Source organism: Clostridium thermosuccinogenes, assembly GCF_002896855.1.
GTDB classification, from domain to species: Bacteria; Bacillota; Clostridia; order Acetivibrionales; family DSM-5807; genus Pseudoclostridium; species Pseudoclostridium thermosuccinogenes.
The window spans coordinates 2303715-2320460 of sequence record NZ_CP021850.1; the positions used below are offsets into that span (position 1 = coordinate 2303715).

The 16746-nt window shown below is 38.9% G+C and carries 16 protein-coding genes; 1 reads left to right on the top strand and 15 read right to left on the bottom strand.

Annotated elements, in window-relative coordinates; all coding sequences use genetic code 11:
• Positions 1-67: 67 nt before the first annotated feature.
• From CDO33_RS10080 to CDO33_RS10145, 14 genes are all read right to left on the bottom strand, one after another.
• Complete coding sequence (locus CDO33_RS10080; protein ID WP_103080756.1) at positions 68-595, bottom strand: hypothetical protein; 528 nt, start codon at positions 593-595, stop codon at positions 68-70.
• 338 nt (positions 596-933) lie between these two features.
• Positions 934-1617, bottom strand: coding sequence for an ABC transporter ATP-binding protein (locus CDO33_RS10085; RefSeq protein ID WP_161496449.1), 684 nt, complete (start codon positions 1615-1617; stop codon positions 934-936).
• Between the two features lie 653 nt (positions 1618-2270).
• Positions 2271-2693: an ABC transporter ATP-binding protein gene (locus CDO33_RS10090; protein WP_103102785.1), complete on the bottom strand. Its 423-nt coding sequence runs from the start codon at positions 2691-2693 to the stop codon at positions 2271-2273.
• A 258-nt stretch (positions 2694-2951) separates the two neighbouring features.
• Entirely contained in the window at positions 2952-3416 is a 465-nt protein-coding gene (locus tag CDO33_RS10095; protein ID WP_103080759.1) for a pyridoxamine 5'-phosphate oxidase family protein, read from the bottom strand.
• 50 nt (positions 3417-3466) lie between these two features.
• Positions 3467-4264, bottom strand: coding sequence for an APH(3') family aminoglycoside O-phosphotransferase (locus tag CDO33_RS10100; RefSeq protein WP_103080760.1), 798 nt, complete (start codon positions 4262-4264; stop codon positions 3467-3469).
• Positions 4265-4408: 144 nt separating this feature from the next.
• Positions 4409-5524 carry a GNAT family N-acetyltransferase gene (locus CDO33_RS10105; RefSeq protein ID WP_103080761.1) on the bottom strand — a complete coding sequence of 372 codons (1116 nt, stop codon included), beginning with the start codon at positions 5522-5524 and terminating at the stop codon, positions 4409-4411.
• A gap of 155 nt (positions 5525-5679) precedes the next feature.
• The gene (locus tag CDO33_RS10110; protein WP_103080762.1) at positions 5680-6414 is read right to left on the bottom strand and encodes a M48 family metallopeptidase; all 735 of its coding nucleotides are present in this window, start codon (positions 6412-6414) and stop codon (positions 5680-5682) included.
• Positions 6415-6715: 301 nt separating this feature from the next.
• On the bottom strand, positions 6716-7003 hold the full coding sequence (locus tag CDO33_RS10115) for a hypothetical protein (RefSeq protein ID WP_103080763.1): 288 nt from the start codon (positions 7001-7003) through the stop codon (positions 6716-6718).
• 194 nt (positions 7004-7197) lie between these two features.
• Positions 7198-9489 carry a glycoside hydrolase family 3 C-terminal domain-containing protein gene (locus tag CDO33_RS10120; protein WP_103080764.1) on the bottom strand — a complete coding sequence of 764 codons (2292 nt, stop codon included), beginning with the start codon at positions 9487-9489 and terminating at the stop codon, positions 7198-7200.
• Between the two features lie 392 nt (positions 9490-9881).
• Positions 9882-11579: a CocE/NonD family hydrolase gene (locus CDO33_RS10125; RefSeq protein WP_103080765.1), complete on the bottom strand. Its 1698-nt coding sequence runs from the start codon at positions 11577-11579 to the stop codon at positions 9882-9884.
• A gap of 29 nt (positions 11580-11608) precedes the next feature.
• Complete coding sequence (locus CDO33_RS10130; RefSeq protein WP_103080766.1) at positions 11609-11923, bottom strand: AtuA-related protein; 315 nt, start codon at positions 11921-11923, stop codon at positions 11609-11611.
• Positions 11924-11926: 3 nt separating this feature from the next.
• Positions 11927-13282 (bottom strand): acyclic terpene utilization AtuA family protein, encoded by a 1356-nt coding sequence (locus tag CDO33_RS10135; RefSeq protein ID WP_103080767.1) that lies wholly within the window; start codon positions 13280-13282, stop codon positions 11927-11929.
• A 176-nt stretch (positions 13283-13458) separates the two neighbouring features.
• The gene (locus tag CDO33_RS10140; RefSeq protein WP_161496450.1) at positions 13459-14289 is read right to left on the bottom strand and encodes an MBL fold metallo-hydrolase; all 831 of its coding nucleotides are present in this window, start codon (positions 14287-14289) and stop codon (positions 13459-13461) included.
• 236 nt (positions 14290-14525) lie between these two features.
• Complete coding sequence (locus CDO33_RS10145; protein ID WP_161496698.1) at positions 14526-14807, bottom strand: hypothetical protein; 282 nt, start codon at positions 14805-14807, stop codon at positions 14526-14528.
• 233 nt (positions 14808-15040) lie between these two features.
• Between CDO33_RS10145 and CDO33_RS10150 the strand changes: the two genes are divergently transcribed.
• Positions 15041-16069: a LacI family DNA-binding transcriptional regulator gene (locus tag CDO33_RS10150; RefSeq protein WP_133158687.1), complete on the top strand. Its 1029-nt coding sequence runs from the start codon at positions 15041-15043 to the stop codon at positions 16067-16069.
• A 68-nt stretch (positions 16070-16137) separates the two neighbouring features.
• Here the strand turns inward: CDO33_RS10150 and CDO33_RS10155 are convergent, their stop codons facing one another.
• Positions 16138-16431, bottom strand: a complete 294-nt coding sequence (locus CDO33_RS10155; RefSeq protein WP_103080771.1) for a sodium ion-translocating decarboxylase subunit beta — start codon at positions 16429-16431, stop codon at positions 16138-16140.
• Positions 16432-16746 lie beyond the last annotated feature (315 nt).

The window sequence follows — 16746 nt, forward strand, 5'->3', positions numbered from 1 at the left end:
TTTTATTTCGCCATCTCGCCATCTTTAGTTTCCTCACATTTTATTTACCATTACAGGATGCTCTTAACTATGATCTATGATGCTCCAGTTCATTGCCATCAGCATCATAAATATGATATTCATTGCCTTTGAAATCTCCATCCCCAACAGCATATACCATGTCCATATCTGATGAACTGAACCTTACCCCTTCTATGTTGTTCCATACCACTTTATCTACAGAATCATCATAGATGATTCCAAAGTAAACCCATTTTTTCCCTTTGTCATAAGTTGAGCCATACAGTCCTACCCTCAGGTCTTCGTGGTAAGGTGCTAATTCTGCATTAACATCAACAATCCTATATCCGGCAATCTTCTTTTCCGCAACTGCACAGTTCACATTACCTCTGCCATTATAATAAAAGAGCAAGCTTTTGTTTTGATTTATGTCGACTTGTTCAATGAGTGCACAATACATAAGTATGCTATCTTGTTTGCCCATATACCCTTTTTCCAGGGCGGCCAAAGGTGTCTTAGGCTGCTTGTACCAAGCTGCAAATATTAACCCACATAAAAGGAATGCTATAGCTGCAATCAGTTTTATTCTTTTCATTTGACAATCCTCCCATAATAAAACCCTTAAATACTTATCTTAAGTACTTATATCATGCTTTTCTTCAAATCCATACCAAATATCATTATTTTACACTAAAGAACCTGAAAAATCATCTACTTTTCCTCATCTCTCTCTTATATTTTATATTCTATGTTCTCATTCCCGTATCTTGAAATATAGGTACGCTTTAAATGCCCGACGTGATACTTTAAGTTTAACAGAATAAGGTTCTGCAAGTAACAATATCCCTCCAACTCCGGTGGTGGCAAGGAACCTGTTGTCATAGAAAAGGTTTTGCCACTTCCGCACCCTACCCAAGGCATGATTGCTCATGTTTAGCGGTACCATTGCTCCTGTGAGGTATATAACCTTTTATATTCGCCATTCTTATTTATTAAGCTGTCATGGGTGCCGATTTCGCATATCTGCCCATCCTTCATTACGATAATTTTGTCGGCGAATTTGCAAAGACCGACCCTGTGAGATATTATAACAGCTGTCTTATCCCTAGCTATTTCAATGAATTGCTTTAATATTTCCGTTTCAACAACAGGGTCCAGTGCGCTGGTAGGTTCGTCCAGGATTACAAATGCACTGTCTGAAACGCACGCTCTCGCAATCGCCACACGCTGCCATTGCCCCCCGGACAGATCAACGCCGTCGTCTTCCAGCTTGCCTAAATTGGTATCGATACCTTTAGGCATCTTGTTCAACACTTCTGTCGCCAATCCTTTATTGACAGCATCCAATATAGCTTTATCATCCTTTAGCTTATCAATATCTCCAAAAGCAATGTTTTCTCTTAATGTTAATGAATAGCTTGAGTAATCCTGAAAAACAACACTATAGATCCGTTTTAATTGGGAGAATGGTATATCGTCCAAATTGATGCCGTTTATTGTGATTTTTCCGCTATCAGGCTTATAAAGTTTGCAAAGCAGTTTGATAATCGTGGACTTACCGGCCCCATTTTCCCCAACTATGGCAACTCTCTGCCTGGGAGATATTTCAAAAGGCACACCTTTTAGGACGGGTTTTATTTGTTTTTGGATATGTGAAATGCACATTGTCAAATACGATATGCGGTTTAATAATATCAATGGATTTTTCTTTTTCGTCAATTTCAGGCAATGACAAGAAAGTATGATAGTGTTTTATCTCTAAATATTGCTGGGATAAGCTTGAAAAATTCCTTGACAATGTTTCACTCAACCCCAAAACCGTTGCCGCAGACCCAATCACTGCCACAAATATTCCAATGCTTACAGCTTGATGATAAATTGACCATATGAGGGAGAAGACTACGAAACCAGCCTATAATATTATCAGCAACGCACTTATCGCAAAATACTTCTGGGAACGGATAGTAGTTTTTACACGCTCATCAAGCACCTTTTTGTTCGTTTTTTCCATTTGGACAATATGTAATCAATCGCACTGAATATTTTCAACTCAAACAGGGATGTCTTTGAATTCAATAAGCCGCTTAAATACTCTAAACGGCGCTCTTGCTCTGATTGTGAATTAAACAGGGTGTTCATCATATCCATGGCTTTAAAGTCCAACCACAAAATGAGCATGAGTATTAGTATGAACGCCAAAGAAAACCCTACCGACACTTGAGCAAATATTATGGTCGTTCCCAATATTGTAATTATCAGAGTGATTATATTTATTGTGGTAAGAAAAATATTAAGGATTTTTCATGGGGTGCGCCGCCCATCCGATTAATTGTATCCGCTACTTCTTTATCCTCAAAGCATTGATATTCCAGTCTTCTAAATTTATCAACAACAGTGGAAGTGAGGTTTTTATTTATATTTCTCTTTAATGAAATATTTAATATATTATCAAAAAATCCATTGCCGGCATCAAATAATAACGAAACAAGCAGTAAAGACATAAATAAGGCAACGCGCCATATATCAGCGGTTCCCTTCACATATGATTCAATGCTGTTTATGAGGTTTTGTGTGAAAAATATACTTAGTGGAGTCAAAACCGCCGCCAATATGCTTTGCAAAATTTTAATGCCGGCGGGGATTTTCGCATTCATAAAAATGATTTTTATTGAGCTTAATGCTTGCTTTAACAACGTTCTTTCACCCTTCCACAAAATACAGATTTTCCCACAGAGCATCCTCCGGTTGATTTTAAACATAAAAACCCCGCAGAATTACTCTCAAGAGTGACTCCGAAGGGTTATAACCATTCGTGCAGGACTTTCATGGTCCCTGTGCTGCTCACACATTAGTGCTTAAGCACACTCACTTTTTTGGTATTATTTCATATGTTTCCCAGGTTGTCAATGCTGATTTAAACTTTTAATCCTCAAGCTGGGAACTCTCAACCATTACTTCCTAGCCTTTCCCGTCAAATGCTCAATTTCAATTTTAATGACCTTTGCTTTGGTGCTGTCCTTCTTTATGTATTCCATACCCTTTTCCATAAACTCGCTGGAATACTTCTGAATGAGTGCGATCAATGCGTCCTCCTTTTCCTTATCATGCACTTCTGTTGCACGTCCAAACGCAATCGCACTTTCATACTTATAGCTGAACTTTTCAGGTATTGGTTCAGTATTGCCCACTACACAAAAGGAAACCCTATTATTAAATTTGATGTTATCGAGCTTACACCCTTCGCCGGCGCAATGAAAATAGATTTTTCCTTCACTGTATACATAGTTCAGCGGAACCCCATAGGCATATCCATTTTCACCCACTGTAGATAACACTCCGAATTTACCTTTCTCCAGCAAATCAACAGCCTGCTCGTTATCAATACTCCTGTCTTTTCTCCTCATTTCCTTGAACATACCATCTCTCTCCTTGTCCATTGTTTTATATCGCTCGCATTTGCCATGCTTTAAAAGAACTCATCCAATAATTTATAATACTCTATTTTTGAGTAATCTATTTTATCCATGCCGTATTCCTTGAATAGAAGCGGAATCCATTTTTCACCAAAATTATATGCCAGGCTTCTGGCAACCAGGGCAATATCCTGGTATCTGTCGGCAATTCCTCCTCTGCCCCAGTCAATAAAGCCGCCTATATCTCCGTTATTTATTATAATATTAGGCAGGCAATAATCACCATGGGTAAAAACAAGGTCCTCCTCGGCAGGCTTTGTAGCTATCAACTCCTGAAACAAGTCAATGGCTTTCCTTCCTTTACGGATGTCGTCAAAATCATCTTCGTCCACAAGCCCATTAACCGTTCTATACTCAGCCTCTTTCAACTTTATACTCAACCTCTGGTCAAAAGGGCAGTCTTTTATGTCTACACTATGTATCATTCTTAATCCTTTTGCCAACAATCGAACCAATTTAGGCAAATCGCTTTCAAAAGAAGGGGCGCAGGAATGGATTCCTTTAACTTCAGTCATCAGAAAATATTCATATTCGCTGTCATGGATGAATAATAATACCTTTGGTACCGGAAGCTTCCCTTCCAACCATTTCAGAAGATCAACCTCCCTTTCCATGCTCAAGTTCAGTTTCCTGGGCATTATTTTAAGATACCTGTTTTGTCCCGACTCATCTGACAGCATATAAGTGTACGCACCGGACTCGCCAATTGTTACCTGCTTCCATTTGCTCTTTTCCACCTTAATTCTTAACTCCTCAGGGAGTGCCTCTAAATCCCATTTCTTATTATCCATTTGCTTACCACTCACTTCCTTGTAAGTTTATATGTTACTCTTACCCGAAGGGCCTATAACGATTCTTCTTTAACCTGTCCCCATCTTTTGCCTTTGTTCTCCATCATTAATCCTTCGAAATATCCAGTCAATTTTTTGCTAAATCTACTTAAGCTTAATCCAATGTATTCGCCTTTCTTTCCTAAATCCTGCCTTTAATGCGAGATTCATAGACTTTATATTATCTTCCTCGATATGCACAAAGGGCAGCTCACCAATTTGCAGCAACCTTCTTATCATTGCAACGGTTACATCCGTCCCATAACCTTTCCTTCTATACTCTAACAAGACATTCAGGAAACCTATGGCACCATCATCATGGGTGATAGCCCATGCCACCAATTTCCCATCCTCATAAATTCCAAGAGCAATCCCGTTTTTTATCCTGTCTTCAATATACTCAATGGATATATACTCTTTATATTTGGAGTTTTCGTATATATATGGGGCGTCAGCAATTGATAAATCAACAACATTGGACATTATATGCGGCAATGGCATATTTTCATCATAAACCAGTTTCATGCTGGTAAGCCTGGACCTTATTTCCCTATCCTTCACGATATATGGAAGCATCCAGTCCTCAAGCACTGCAAAGCATTTATCCTCTTCATCCAATCCCTCAATCAGTTGAAGGAACTCTTCTTTGGAGTTGCTGCTTATGTAAACCCAATTCTCATCGCTTTTTCCTCTGACGAGCACTGAATCTCCAGCATCATCAAAAGTTTGAACAGGGTAGTTTTTTATGAAGTTGATTATATTGATGTTTCTTATTCTGTCTTTTTCGAGTAGTCTTAATGTCTTGCTGCTCAAAAATTCCAACACTTTACTATGCAGTTTTGGCTGTATATCTGCATAGGTAAGGTTATCAGGCATCGCTGTCAATAAAGTAATTTCGCATATTTCACTCTCCGGCAAAGGCCCTATTTCAGCAACCTTTGCATAAAACAATCTCCCGAAGGTAGTTGTCCCACTTATGGTAACAGAGTAGTCGCATATGGGATCAACTTCGTATTTTACCGCACCTGTTTCCTCAAATAACTCCCTTGATGCAGTTACATTAATATCTTCCTTCTCTTCCCTGTGCCCACCCGGTATTTCCCACGTGTTCCTGTCCTTATGCCTCACAAATATCCATTTACCTTTGTAAGCGGCGCAAATAACTGCAAAATTGAACTTTTCATTGCTTATTTCGCCTAAACTGTAAAAATCTATTTTCATAATCATGCTCCGATTTTTTTAGTTTTTCTTATTGTAGCGTCTTCGCTATAAAACCGGTTTGAATTCGGCCGATTGAAGTGGTAAAATCTGGATGATAGCATTGAAAAGGTATACCAGCAGCGGTTATTGATTATGGTAAAAAACTCACCTACAAACTATAATCCAAGTCTACTTCCGTTAACTTTCAGCCACTTCCGGCATTCGCTGTAGTTTGGCTGAATTGACTCTACAAGGCTCCAGAAGTCCTTTGAGTGGTTCATAACTTTCAGATGGCACAGTTCATGCACAACTACGTAATCAATTACATGGAGAGGTGTCATAATCAATCTCCAGTTTAAATTTATATTTCCCTTTTTACTGCAACTTCCCCACCGGGTTTTCTGATTTTTTATCATCACCCTGCACGGAGCTACCTTGAGCTGCAAAGAATACTTGTCAATTCTTTCTTTAGCAACTTCAGCAAAACGCTGCCTGTACCATTTCATAATTGCTTCTTTTATTGCCTGTTTCCTGGATTCCCCAGATAATCCCCGAGATATGTACACTGTCATGGTATCTTCCTGCATAAGCACTTTTGCCTTGCCCGAATCCTTTTCCACCACTTCAAGGGTATATTCCTCACCGAGATACAGGAATTTTTCGCCGCTGACAAATTGCCTGGGTACTATGTTTGAATTCCTTTCTATGGCTTCATTTACTTTTTTAATAATCCAGCCTGCCTTTTCCTGCACTATTTCTCTAATCTGTTTTTCACTGATACGCAAAGGAGCAGATACCTTTACCTCACCATTCATATCAACAGTTATTCCTATCGTTTTCCGCCTGGTTTTAACTACAGTATAGGCAACCTTATTATCCTCGATTTCAACAAAATATTTTTTACTTTTCATGTCTTCACTCGCTTGTTTCAAAATTATATGCAGGATTTATAACATCTGCTATTTCCATGGTATCATGAATGTCTATAAATTTCATCCATAGGTTTGCAAGCCGGAACCTATTCATCCGGTGTTGACCTGTTAAAAGTAATGGTATATTCCCATTGATTTATAAGCTCTTTAAGCTATTCATAAATTCTTCAAGACTGTTGGTTTCCTCAGCCTTTCTCCTGCTTATCAGACTTCCTGCCCCGTGAGGCACTGAGTATTTTCATTTATTCTGAACTTTAATTATAAATTGCTATTCCTTAAATTACAGCCTTTCTACGCTGCCTATCTCCATTAATTTATATGTTAACTCAAAATGGGTTTCGGCTTTGGAGTTTTTTAAAATATTATTTGCCCATTGGGATAGCTGTCGTTCCCTTGTGCAAATAAAGGATTTTATATTCCAATTGTATTCAGTAGCATAGTTTATAGATTTTACACCCTCAACAAAAAACTCATTATACTTTGCTCTCTTTTCCCTATTTCTTTTTAATACTTCAAAGCGTTGGAAATCATTATTTTCAGAAAATATTCTCTTGATTTTGGGTTTCATTTTGCTTTATCCTCATTTGAGTCTTTCTATATGAAATTTACTAATAAACCCATCTTGCTAAAATATTATACATCAGCATAATACAATTGTGTATTTATTTACGACTACCTATTAGAGAAGGTAAATACATTAACGAAAAAATGAGTAATCCCCTCTCTCAAATAGAGGATTACTCATCCATCTTTTACTGCTCATTATCCATTGAGCTTTTCATTTAGTTTTTGAATCAATTCATTCATCTTTTCCTCAGTGAATGCACCTCTGCTAAAGTTAACTATAGCGCGAAGCGGCGTGTATCTCATAATTGCCATCATAATTGGATCCATCGGTTTTTCCTGATCCTGCGGCACGCTAATTACAGAATTTTCCTGTGTTGCTCTGCTCATAAATTCCTTGATTACAGGGGCAAGATTTGGATCCGAAAGCAAGTCGCCCATCAGCGTATTCCTGTGCACCGGCTTCCTAACAGTAACTGTGGATTTTACAACTATTTTTTCTTTAAGGACAATGTCCCTCGATGACTTTCCGATTAAAATCTCAAACTCGCCGGTCTCTACATGCCAGTCTTTTATATCTGTATTGTAATAGGCAAAGGCTCTCTTGTCCAACTCAAATACCACAGTCTTCTCCTCGCCTGGCTTTAGCTCTACCTTTTCAAATCCCTTCAGCTCTTTTTCCGGCCTTATAACTGAGCTTTCCACATCTCTTACATAAAGCTGCACCACCTCTTTACCTGTCATGTCGCCGATATTCTTAACTTTTACACTGACTGTTACCGTTTCGGTATCCAGCATTTCCTTCTTGTTAATATTAAGGTCGCTGTATTCAAATGCAGTATAGCTCAGCCCATATCCAAAGGGAAACAGTGGCTCTATGTTCTTCTTGTCATAGTACCTATAACCCACAAATGCGCCTTCCCTGTATTCCACCCTGTCGCCTTCTCCTGGGAAATTCAAATACGAAGGATTATGGCTTAATTCTTTAGGGAAGGTCTCAGCCAGCTTGCCGCTGGGATTTGCGTCTCCAAACAGCAGATCAGCAACAGCTCCGCCCATGGCTTGACCTGCCAAGTAAGCCTCCAGCACTCCCTTTACTTTGTCAATCCAAGACATCTCTATTGGTGAACCGTTGCTGAGCACTACTACCACATTGGGCTGTACTTGCGCTATCGCCTCGATAAGGGCACAGTGGCTCTCCGGCATCCTCATGTGCTGACGATCATATCCTTCCGATTCATAATGATCAGGAAGTCCTGCAAATATCACAGCCACATCTGCCTGCACAGCCGCTTTCTTTGCTTCCTCCAAAAGCCCTTCATTCGTTTCATCCTTTTCAAGACTGTAGCCCTGGGCATATGTAACATTAACATTGTCTCCTGCTGATTTCCTTATCTCCTCATAAACATCATCCAGTATTGTGGGATTCACATGGGAGCTTCCACCGCCCTGATACCTGGGCCGTTTTGCAAACTCGCCAATTATCGCAACTGTTCCCTGTTTTTTAAGCGGCAGGATATTATCCTCGTTTTTCAAGAGTACCATGCACTCTCTTGCCACTTCCCTGGCCAATTGATGATGGGCATGCTTATCATATGCAGCATTTTCTTTCCTGTTATCCACTACTTTAAAAATGATATTGAGTATTCTCTCAACAGCTCTGTCCAGTACCTCTTCAGGCAGTATGCCATTTTTTACAGCCTCTACTATTTTGCCATCACCTACTCCAAAACTGGAGGGCATCTCGAGGTCAAGCCCTGCCTCCAAACCCTTAACCCGTTCATTGACAGCGCCCCAGTCGGATACCACAAAACCTTCAAAGCCCCATTCATCCCTCAATATTTCTGTCAACAGATTTTTATTCTCCGACGCATATTCACCGTTTATTTTGTTATATGAACACATGACTGTCCAGGGCTTACCCTTTTTCACTGCCCCTTCAAAGCTGGATAGGTAGATCTCGCGCAGGGTCCTCTCATCCACTATGACATCAACGCTCATTCTGCGATGCTCCTGATTGTTGGCGGCAAAGTGTTTAAGAGAAGTGCCCACTCCCTGGCTCTGCACCCCTTTTATATGACTGGCTGCCATTTCGGAAGAAAGATACGGATCCTCTGAAAAGTATTCAAAATTTCGGCCGCAAAGGGGAGAACGCTTGATATTAGCTCCCGGTCCAAGGAGAACGGATACTCCTTCCGCTTGACACTCTTCGCCCAAGGCGGTGCCCACCTTCTCCACCAATTCACGGTTCCATGAGCTTGCCAAACCTGCAGCCGTAGGAAAGCAAGTGGCCGGCACGCTGTCATGAATACCAACATGGTCTCCTTTCTGTTCCTGTTTTCTAAGCCCATGAGGCCCATCAGTCACCATAATGGACGGGACGCCAAGGCGCTCAACGCCTTTTAGATGCCAAAAATCCAAGCCTGAGCACATACCCGCCTTTTCTTCCAAAGTCATCTGTGAGATTAATTTTTTGATATCCCTTTGCATACTTCAACCTCCCATTATTTGTTTATTATTGTTGAAAAGCCTTATATAATTATTAAATTCATCTCGTTGTGCTGCACGAAATCTTACATGTAGTAGAAATATTATGATAATCACCATGGCTATTAATATCTCAGCAAAGAGCTACTGTCTGGGGTAATTACTCAAACACATACTCTTTGACTTTTGAAAATCTAAAGCATGAATTATGATTTAAGCGATATTTGAGCGTTATATTGATAGGTAACAATATCAAACTGGAGTTTTCATTATCAATATTTACTTTTAAGCAAAGCTATTACAACCAATCATGCTTGCAAAGCGCAACCAATAATGAAAATAACATTCATATTTTTGTGTCAACAAAATAATAACAGCGAAATCCTGTATTTATATTATATTATGGGCAATTGAATTGAAGAATCATATTTACCACCAGTATGCAATATTTGATTAGCTATTTTAGTCTTATCATGAGTTGACCATATACCTTTGTAATTGGAATGAATTGCATATTGAGGAAAATCGGAGGATGAAATATCTATGCGAATTCTTGAACCTGCACTAATCTTCCAGGTAATAGGTAGGGTCTTAATGTTTATCTCTTCTATATCTCCAGGCACATATGATATTCTCTTTGGTGAATTATTTCTATAAGCCATTGTGGTAATGCCGGTTCTAAGATTATATGCATCCCCATTAGGAAAAACTTCCATAATTTTAGCTGTAAAACACGTATCTTCGCAGTCGGAGCTTACAAAAAGTTTGACATTAATATTGCCAACCACCAGAATATCCTCAGTCAGCACATCGGATACAAAACTTATAACATCGTCTCTATATCCCGGCTTCTCCTGTAGTAAACTTCCCCTTCTTTCAGCAGACACGAAGATTGTCTCTCCCCCATTGGTAAACACGGGATTCAGCGGATCATATTGGTATTTTATTGTTTTCGCAACATCAGATTTTTCATGAGATAAAACATAAGCATCAAATTCAGAATGTCTATTGGTGGTTAAATACAGAGTTTTTATTGCATTAGGCTGTATTGGCCAGCTCTCCCACTGACCCCAGATATCATCGCCAATTATGTAGGTTTTTATCTCCGGTTCAGGTAATATGTTTTTCCTCAAAATTTTATCAAACCAATTAAACATATCTGAATTTAGATTAAAATATGCACTCTTACTTTTATGTCCGGGAATAGAGGGTTTAAAGTCATGATCCCATCCTCCCACGATTAATCTGCTGTATTTTTTTGTATCATTACTTAATTTCTCATAACCTAAAACCGTACCCTCCAAATGATGATCAAACCAACCTCCGACAATGCATATAGGTATATTTATCTTTTCAGGTATCTCTCTTAATTTACCCCAAAATCCCCTTTGCCAGTACTCACAGTCATAGTCAGTATGGGTAATCCAATCCCTGTACCAGCCTAATTTGATTCCCCATAAGTCTTCATCCACCTTTATATGAGGACGATATAGGCATGCTTTTATATAATCTGTTTTAAAATCGTCGGTGATATGCTTGCCTGCATTTGTCATTGCCCACCCTGTTAAAATATCATGTCTAAATAGACCATCTTTATATGCAGATAGATAGCGGTCAACACCATAGTGACACAGATATAAAGCCTTAACTTTTTCAGGCAATTTATCTGCAATTATCCAACCCGTCAACGCCATGTAGGAAACACCGTGAATCCCTATTGATGCACACCAGCTTTGCTGTGCCAACCAATTCACACTATCAATACCGTCATTGGGTTCATTGATATTCGGCTCCCATGTACCTTCTGACCCTACTGTACCCCGGCAGAACTGAAAAACATATATGAATCCTCTTTTAGCATATTCCTCTCCATGAGCTTTGAAAAATTCATACATAGGATAAGGGGTTCTCACAAATAGAACCGGCCATGACCCCTCGCCTTTGGGAGAGCATATTACTGTCCTCAATTTAGTCCCATCCCTCATGGGAACCATAACCTCTTTTATATCATCCATTTCATAAGTAGCTGGATATACATCCTGTCTATAGCTGCTTCTAACGAAATCTATCATCTCAGTGGTTTTATCACACAAAATTATACACCCCCCAATAGGAAGTTCTCCTAATCTTTTTCATATTCAATTTCCATTTCCAATAATGCTGAGCTTAGACTCTTTCCATGTGCATCCAAAGCAAGGGTTCTTGTAACTCCTCCTCCCAATGCCTTTTCCAATACAAAATTTAGAGCGCCTAACTTAGGCAGTTCATATCTCTTTACATCTCCTTCAATTATTTCAGAAAACCAGTTTTTTACTTTTTCGGCAGTTACCTGTTTTTCAATTATCTTATAATCTTCCATATTGTATACAATTAGGGATATATTTGAAATATTGCCTTTGTCTCCAGCTCTCGAATGAGCAATATGCCTAAGCTTCACTTTTTATGCCTCCTCATATAGGACATCAATTTTTATGTCCCGGCGCTGGATAAAGATAGATGCAATGGATACAATATCTCTAACATACTTTCTTGCTCCCCCGCCACCTGCTGGGCCATTCAAATAAAGTGATTCTACTTCATTCCCAACTATTTCAGCATCAGTTTTACAGCTCGTCCTGGCCGCCACCCTGAGCCTTACTTCTGGAAAATCATTCTTTCCATGAGCCAGATACATGCCCAGTGTATCCTGATAAAGGGAGTTCAAACCTATATAGTCAATTCTGAGCTCATCCAAGGGCACTTTAAGATATTCCAGCCTTTTTTTAATGATTTCTCCTGCTAATCGTGCTCTTTCCAAAGCTCCCGGGCCACCGTAACTTATCTCCCCTTCCCCGATGTAGCAATCCTTGTATCCGATGCTCACCTTATATAGTCCATTTCCTTTCCTTCCCGTAGCTCCTTGAACCAGCACCTTATTTTTGGCAATTTCTTTTACTTCTACCTGAGAATAATCAGCAATTCCATCAGGAGTTATATAGCTTGATGGATTATGTATTTCATATAATATTTGTTCTTTACAGATAGATGGAGTAACCATTCCTCCTGTCCCTTCAAGCTTGGTTACAACAATTTCTCCTTCCTTGCTGATCTCAGCAATAGGAAATCCTATATTCCATAATTCCGGAACATCCTTGTAGCCAGGATCTGCAAAGTAACCTCCCGTTATTTGGGATGAACACTCCAGCAGGTGGCCTGCAAGTATTCCTTTGCCTATCAGGTCATAACAATCCTTTGCCCATCCAAACTCATACATAATGGGTCCCAAAAATAAAGACGGATCTGCGATTCTGCCTCCAATAACAATATCAGCACCATGCTGCAAGGCCTCTACAATTCCATCAGCTCCAATATACGCGTTGGCAGATATTATTTTTGGGTATATAGTCGATAGCTTTTCACCTGTCTCCAATAAAGGATAATTCAAATATTTGTCAATACAATCTAAAATATCATCTCCTATGATGACAGCAATTTTTAAACCTTTTATCCCCATATCTGAAGCCATTCTTTTAATGACCCTTGCAGCTGCAATTGGGTTAGCAGCACCCATGTTGGTTATAATCTTCACCTTATTCCTGAAACACGCCGGTAAAACTTTTTCCATTCTATATTCCAATAAATCGTTATATCCTTTGTCAGGGTCTTCAAGCTTCTGTAGCTGAGCCAGAGCTATGGTTCTTTCTGCTAAGCATTCAAATACTATATAATCTAAATTTCCATATTCAATCAGATCAAGAGCAGGCTCTATTCTATCTCCCGCATAGCCTGCACCTGACCCAATTCTTATAGTCTCCAAAAAAATACCTCCAGATGTTGATTATTTCTATCTAAGACTTAACATTGCAAGCTATCTATGTGTTTGAAAACGCATAGACAGCCCATAAAACTACCATGAACCCATCACTGTTGGATGATAAAGCCGCAATGTGTATGTAGACTACAATAGAAGATCAAGTTTAAATAATTATATTACTATTTGGATTTTTCATAAATGAAAGATGCCTTTTTATATTGTGCACGCTCTAAAACACCATGCTTTCCAAACACACCATCCGGTACAGAAGGTGGAAAACCAAATCCGGCCAGATCTGGCATTATATTAGCTCGATCTTCCAAAATGGCTTCTGAAAGCCCAATAAAGTCATCCAGATAGGATGGATGCAACTGCGGTCCATTATGGGCAGGATAGATGGTATCGAACTCTTCAGCCCGTTTTTTCAGTTTCCGCATGTTTTGTAAATGTGATGACACTACCTCTTTATAGGGCAATGGCTGATTCCGTACAAATAATAGTACCTGACCTGCTTCCAGTTCATCACCTGTATACAATGCTCTATTATCCCTATCCAACAGGGCTATACTGCTTTCATGGTGAGCTGGTATTTCAATGACTTCCACCTTGCGCTGGCCCAAATCAAATACATGCCCCTCCCTGACCGTATTTACTTTGTAGTCTGGATATGGTCTGCTGTTGTGAATCTGTTGCATTTCATCGGTAAATGCCTTTTTCATAGTTTTTTCAGCACCTGGTCCTGCATAAACTGTATCCCACCATGGATTGCCCCCAGTGTGATCATAATGCCCATGGGAATTGACCACGATTATAGGCTTGTCAGTGATTTCCTCTACAAATGCACGTATATTTCCGACCCCATATGCTGTATCAAACAGCAATGCCTGCTCCGTGCCTATCATAAGATAACAATGCACATTGCCAAAGGATATGGTGTATGTTCCTGGTGCTGTCATCCACTTGCCGTAAATGAAACCTTGCTCATTGATGTTCTCATTTCTAAAATTCATGGTTTTGCTCCTTTCTACTGTTATTTTGTAATAAAATTGATATGCATTATATATAAGGGTTTTCAATGTCATAATCGTCGTTCCGTTTAATCAAGTCATGGATGGATATGCTTCCTTTACCTTGGCAAGCAGTTGGGTGATCTGGTTGTAACTGCTATAGCCGTCGGTTGTCAAAGAGAAATCATCAACGCTGTAGACAAGCTCATCAAAAAATATCTTTCCTTACTATAAGCCCATTAGCATAAGCTCGCTCTTTCAACAGAGATTTGCTCAAAATAAGTTCCCCATGTCACGGGTATTAAATTTACAGTCATATTCAAATCTTTAGAAGCCAATTCATTCACGGCCTGGTTATCTTTACTTTGATTGGGGCTTTTCTGTGCTAGGCAATGCAAATAATTTACTTGATAAGGCTCTTCATCAAAATTAGTACTTGCATCAGTAGTCTGACTGCTTTTTGAATCAGTTTTACTAACAAAAATGAAACTGATTTTTTTGCATTTCATTCTCGCTTCCATCCAAAACAGTAAAAAATCAAATATAACGTTCTACTTAGTAAAACGTTCTACGTATTTTAGTATATCAATAATATACTGTTATTGTCAATAATTAGAAGTAAAATTCCGATTAGTAGAAATGTTTGCATTGGTGTGTAATATACTTCCTTGCCTTTTCTGACGATAGTAACTATAATTACTGTATTACAAGCATTTAATTATGCCTGCAGGTTGCTTTGAATGGAGGTTTAATATTGGCTACTATAAAGGATATTGCTAAGCATGCGGGAGTGTCTCCAAGTACTGTGTCCATTGTACTTAACGGGCAAGCTGATGTAAGAAAAATATCAGCAAAAACTCAAAAGAAAGTATGGGCTGCCATAAGGGCTCTTGAGTACCAACCCAACATACCAGCACGGCGTTTGCGTGGAGATTCCCAGTCTAAAACCTTGGTTATTGCTGTTTTCTGGGCTTCGGATTTCAGAGCTCATATGGTATTGCGCTTTCTACGAGGCTTACAGGATGAAATTTTGCAATCAAATCGTGAATGTGAAATCATTATTCATCCATATAAAAACAATGAATTATGCAACATTACATCTTTGCGATCAATGAATATGTATAATGCTGCTATTATTTGCAATGCTTCTTCAAAAGATCTGGAATATTTAGAAAGCTGTAACTTTAACATACCCATTATCCTTTATAATCGGCACTCCCAAAAATACTGCACTGTGAATGTGGATGACGTCAAACTAGGCAGTATACCAGCTCAGGTGTTTGCGTCCCGAGGCCATCGAAAAGCGGCCATTATTACCTCTCAACCCGTTTTTTCAGGTATGGAGGTGCGTATTGAAAGTTTTATATCTACTGCTACCAAACATAATTTAGAAATTGTAGACGTCATTTATGAAGATAATTCTATGCCGGGAGGATTTTCAGCAGCAAAACGGTTGCTTGATCTTGAAGTTAAACCCGATTGTCTGTTTTGTGCTTCAGATGCTATGGCCATTGGAGCATTGCGCTGCGTACATAAATCAGGTATCATTATTCCTGACGATCTGGAATTGATTAGTATAGGAAATGGCGACATGGATCTTGAGGAATATGCTACTACATCTCTCTCAGTAGTTCACCTGCCTATGGAGAAGATGGCCGAAACCTGTCTTAGATTAGTCTTTGATGTACTTAACCATAGAATAGAACCTCCTCACTCCATTGAGCTACCTGTTCACTACATAGCGCGGGAAAGCTGCGGCGAAATGAATATTGACGAAGGATAAGGGAAAGTAACGCATAGACCAAAAATCTATTTAATATGCAGCAAAATCTATGCAGAAAAATCATCCGATTAAGCTCTACGCCTATTTTCCGGATTTTTAGCCAAAAGCAAATATATAACTCCCAAAATCGCTAACACTGCAAAAACAATCGTAAACCAAGGAGAAGAGGTTCTTTCTGCCAAGTAAACTGCCGTTGGTCCATCTGCGCCACCTATAATTCCCACTGAAACCGAATTGGTCACATCATTAATAAATTTGTGAGACAGATATAATGGCAATATATAAGTAAGAAAAACGCTGATAACCGCTACCAAAGCGCATATAACAGTCAATAGCTTAATTACCTTGTTAAAATTGATCATTTTTCTTCACCTCAATATAATTATTTATTAAATCATAATGCTGAAAATCGATGTTTTAATACTTTTTTCAATGAATTCATTTTTGCCGGTACGTTGCAGCTTATAAAAATATCATTTGAGTATCAAGCATTTCATGATTTTGTTACCGCTTACTACAAATTTACAAATATGTATTTTTATTTTATTACGCAATATATTTGACAATACCTCTTCATTATTTTAACATGAATTTTATGAGTGTACAAAGATAATATCAAAATACCTATTGTATCCAAACACTGCCCTGATTAGTGTGAAAAAGCAATGAAACTCATT

Coding starts and splice junctions, on each gene's coding strand:
- CDO33_RS10080 (WP_103080756.1), bottom strand. CDS start 595: ATGAAAAGAATAAAACTGATTGCAGCTATAGCATTCCTTTTATGTGGG.
- CDO33_RS10095 (WP_103080759.1), bottom strand. CDS start 3,416: ATGTTCAAGGAAATGAGGAGAAAAGACAGGAGTATTGATAACGAGCAG.
- CDO33_RS10100 (WP_103080760.1), bottom strand. CDS start 4,264: ATGGATAATAAGAAATGGGATTTAGAGGCACTCCCTGAGGAGTTAAGA.
- CDO33_RS10105 (WP_103080761.1), bottom strand. CDS start 5,524: ATGAAAATAGATTTTTACAGTTTAGGCGAAATAAGCAATGAAAAGTTC.
- CDO33_RS10110 (WP_103080762.1), bottom strand. CDS start 6,414: ATGAAAAGTAAAAAATATTTTGTTGAAATCGAGGATAATAAGGTTGCC.
- CDO33_RS10115 (WP_103080763.1), bottom strand. CDS start 7,003: ATGAAACCCAAAATCAAGAGAATATTTTCTGAAAATAATGATTTCCAA.
- CDO33_RS10120 (WP_103080764.1), bottom strand. CDS start 9,489: ATGCAAAGGGATATCAAAAAATTAATCTCACAGATGACTTTGGAAGAA.
- CDO33_RS10140 (WP_161496450.1), bottom strand. CDS start 14,289: ATGAATTTTAGAAATGAGAACATCAATGAGCAAGGTTTCATTTACGGC.
- CDO33_RS10145 (WP_161496698.1), bottom strand. CDS start 14,807: ATGGAAGCGAGAATGAAATGCAAAAAAATCAGTTTCATTTTTGTTAGT.
- CDO33_RS10155 (WP_103080771.1), bottom strand. CDS start 16,431: ATGATCAATTTTAACAAGGTAATTAAGCTATTGACTGTTATATGCGCT.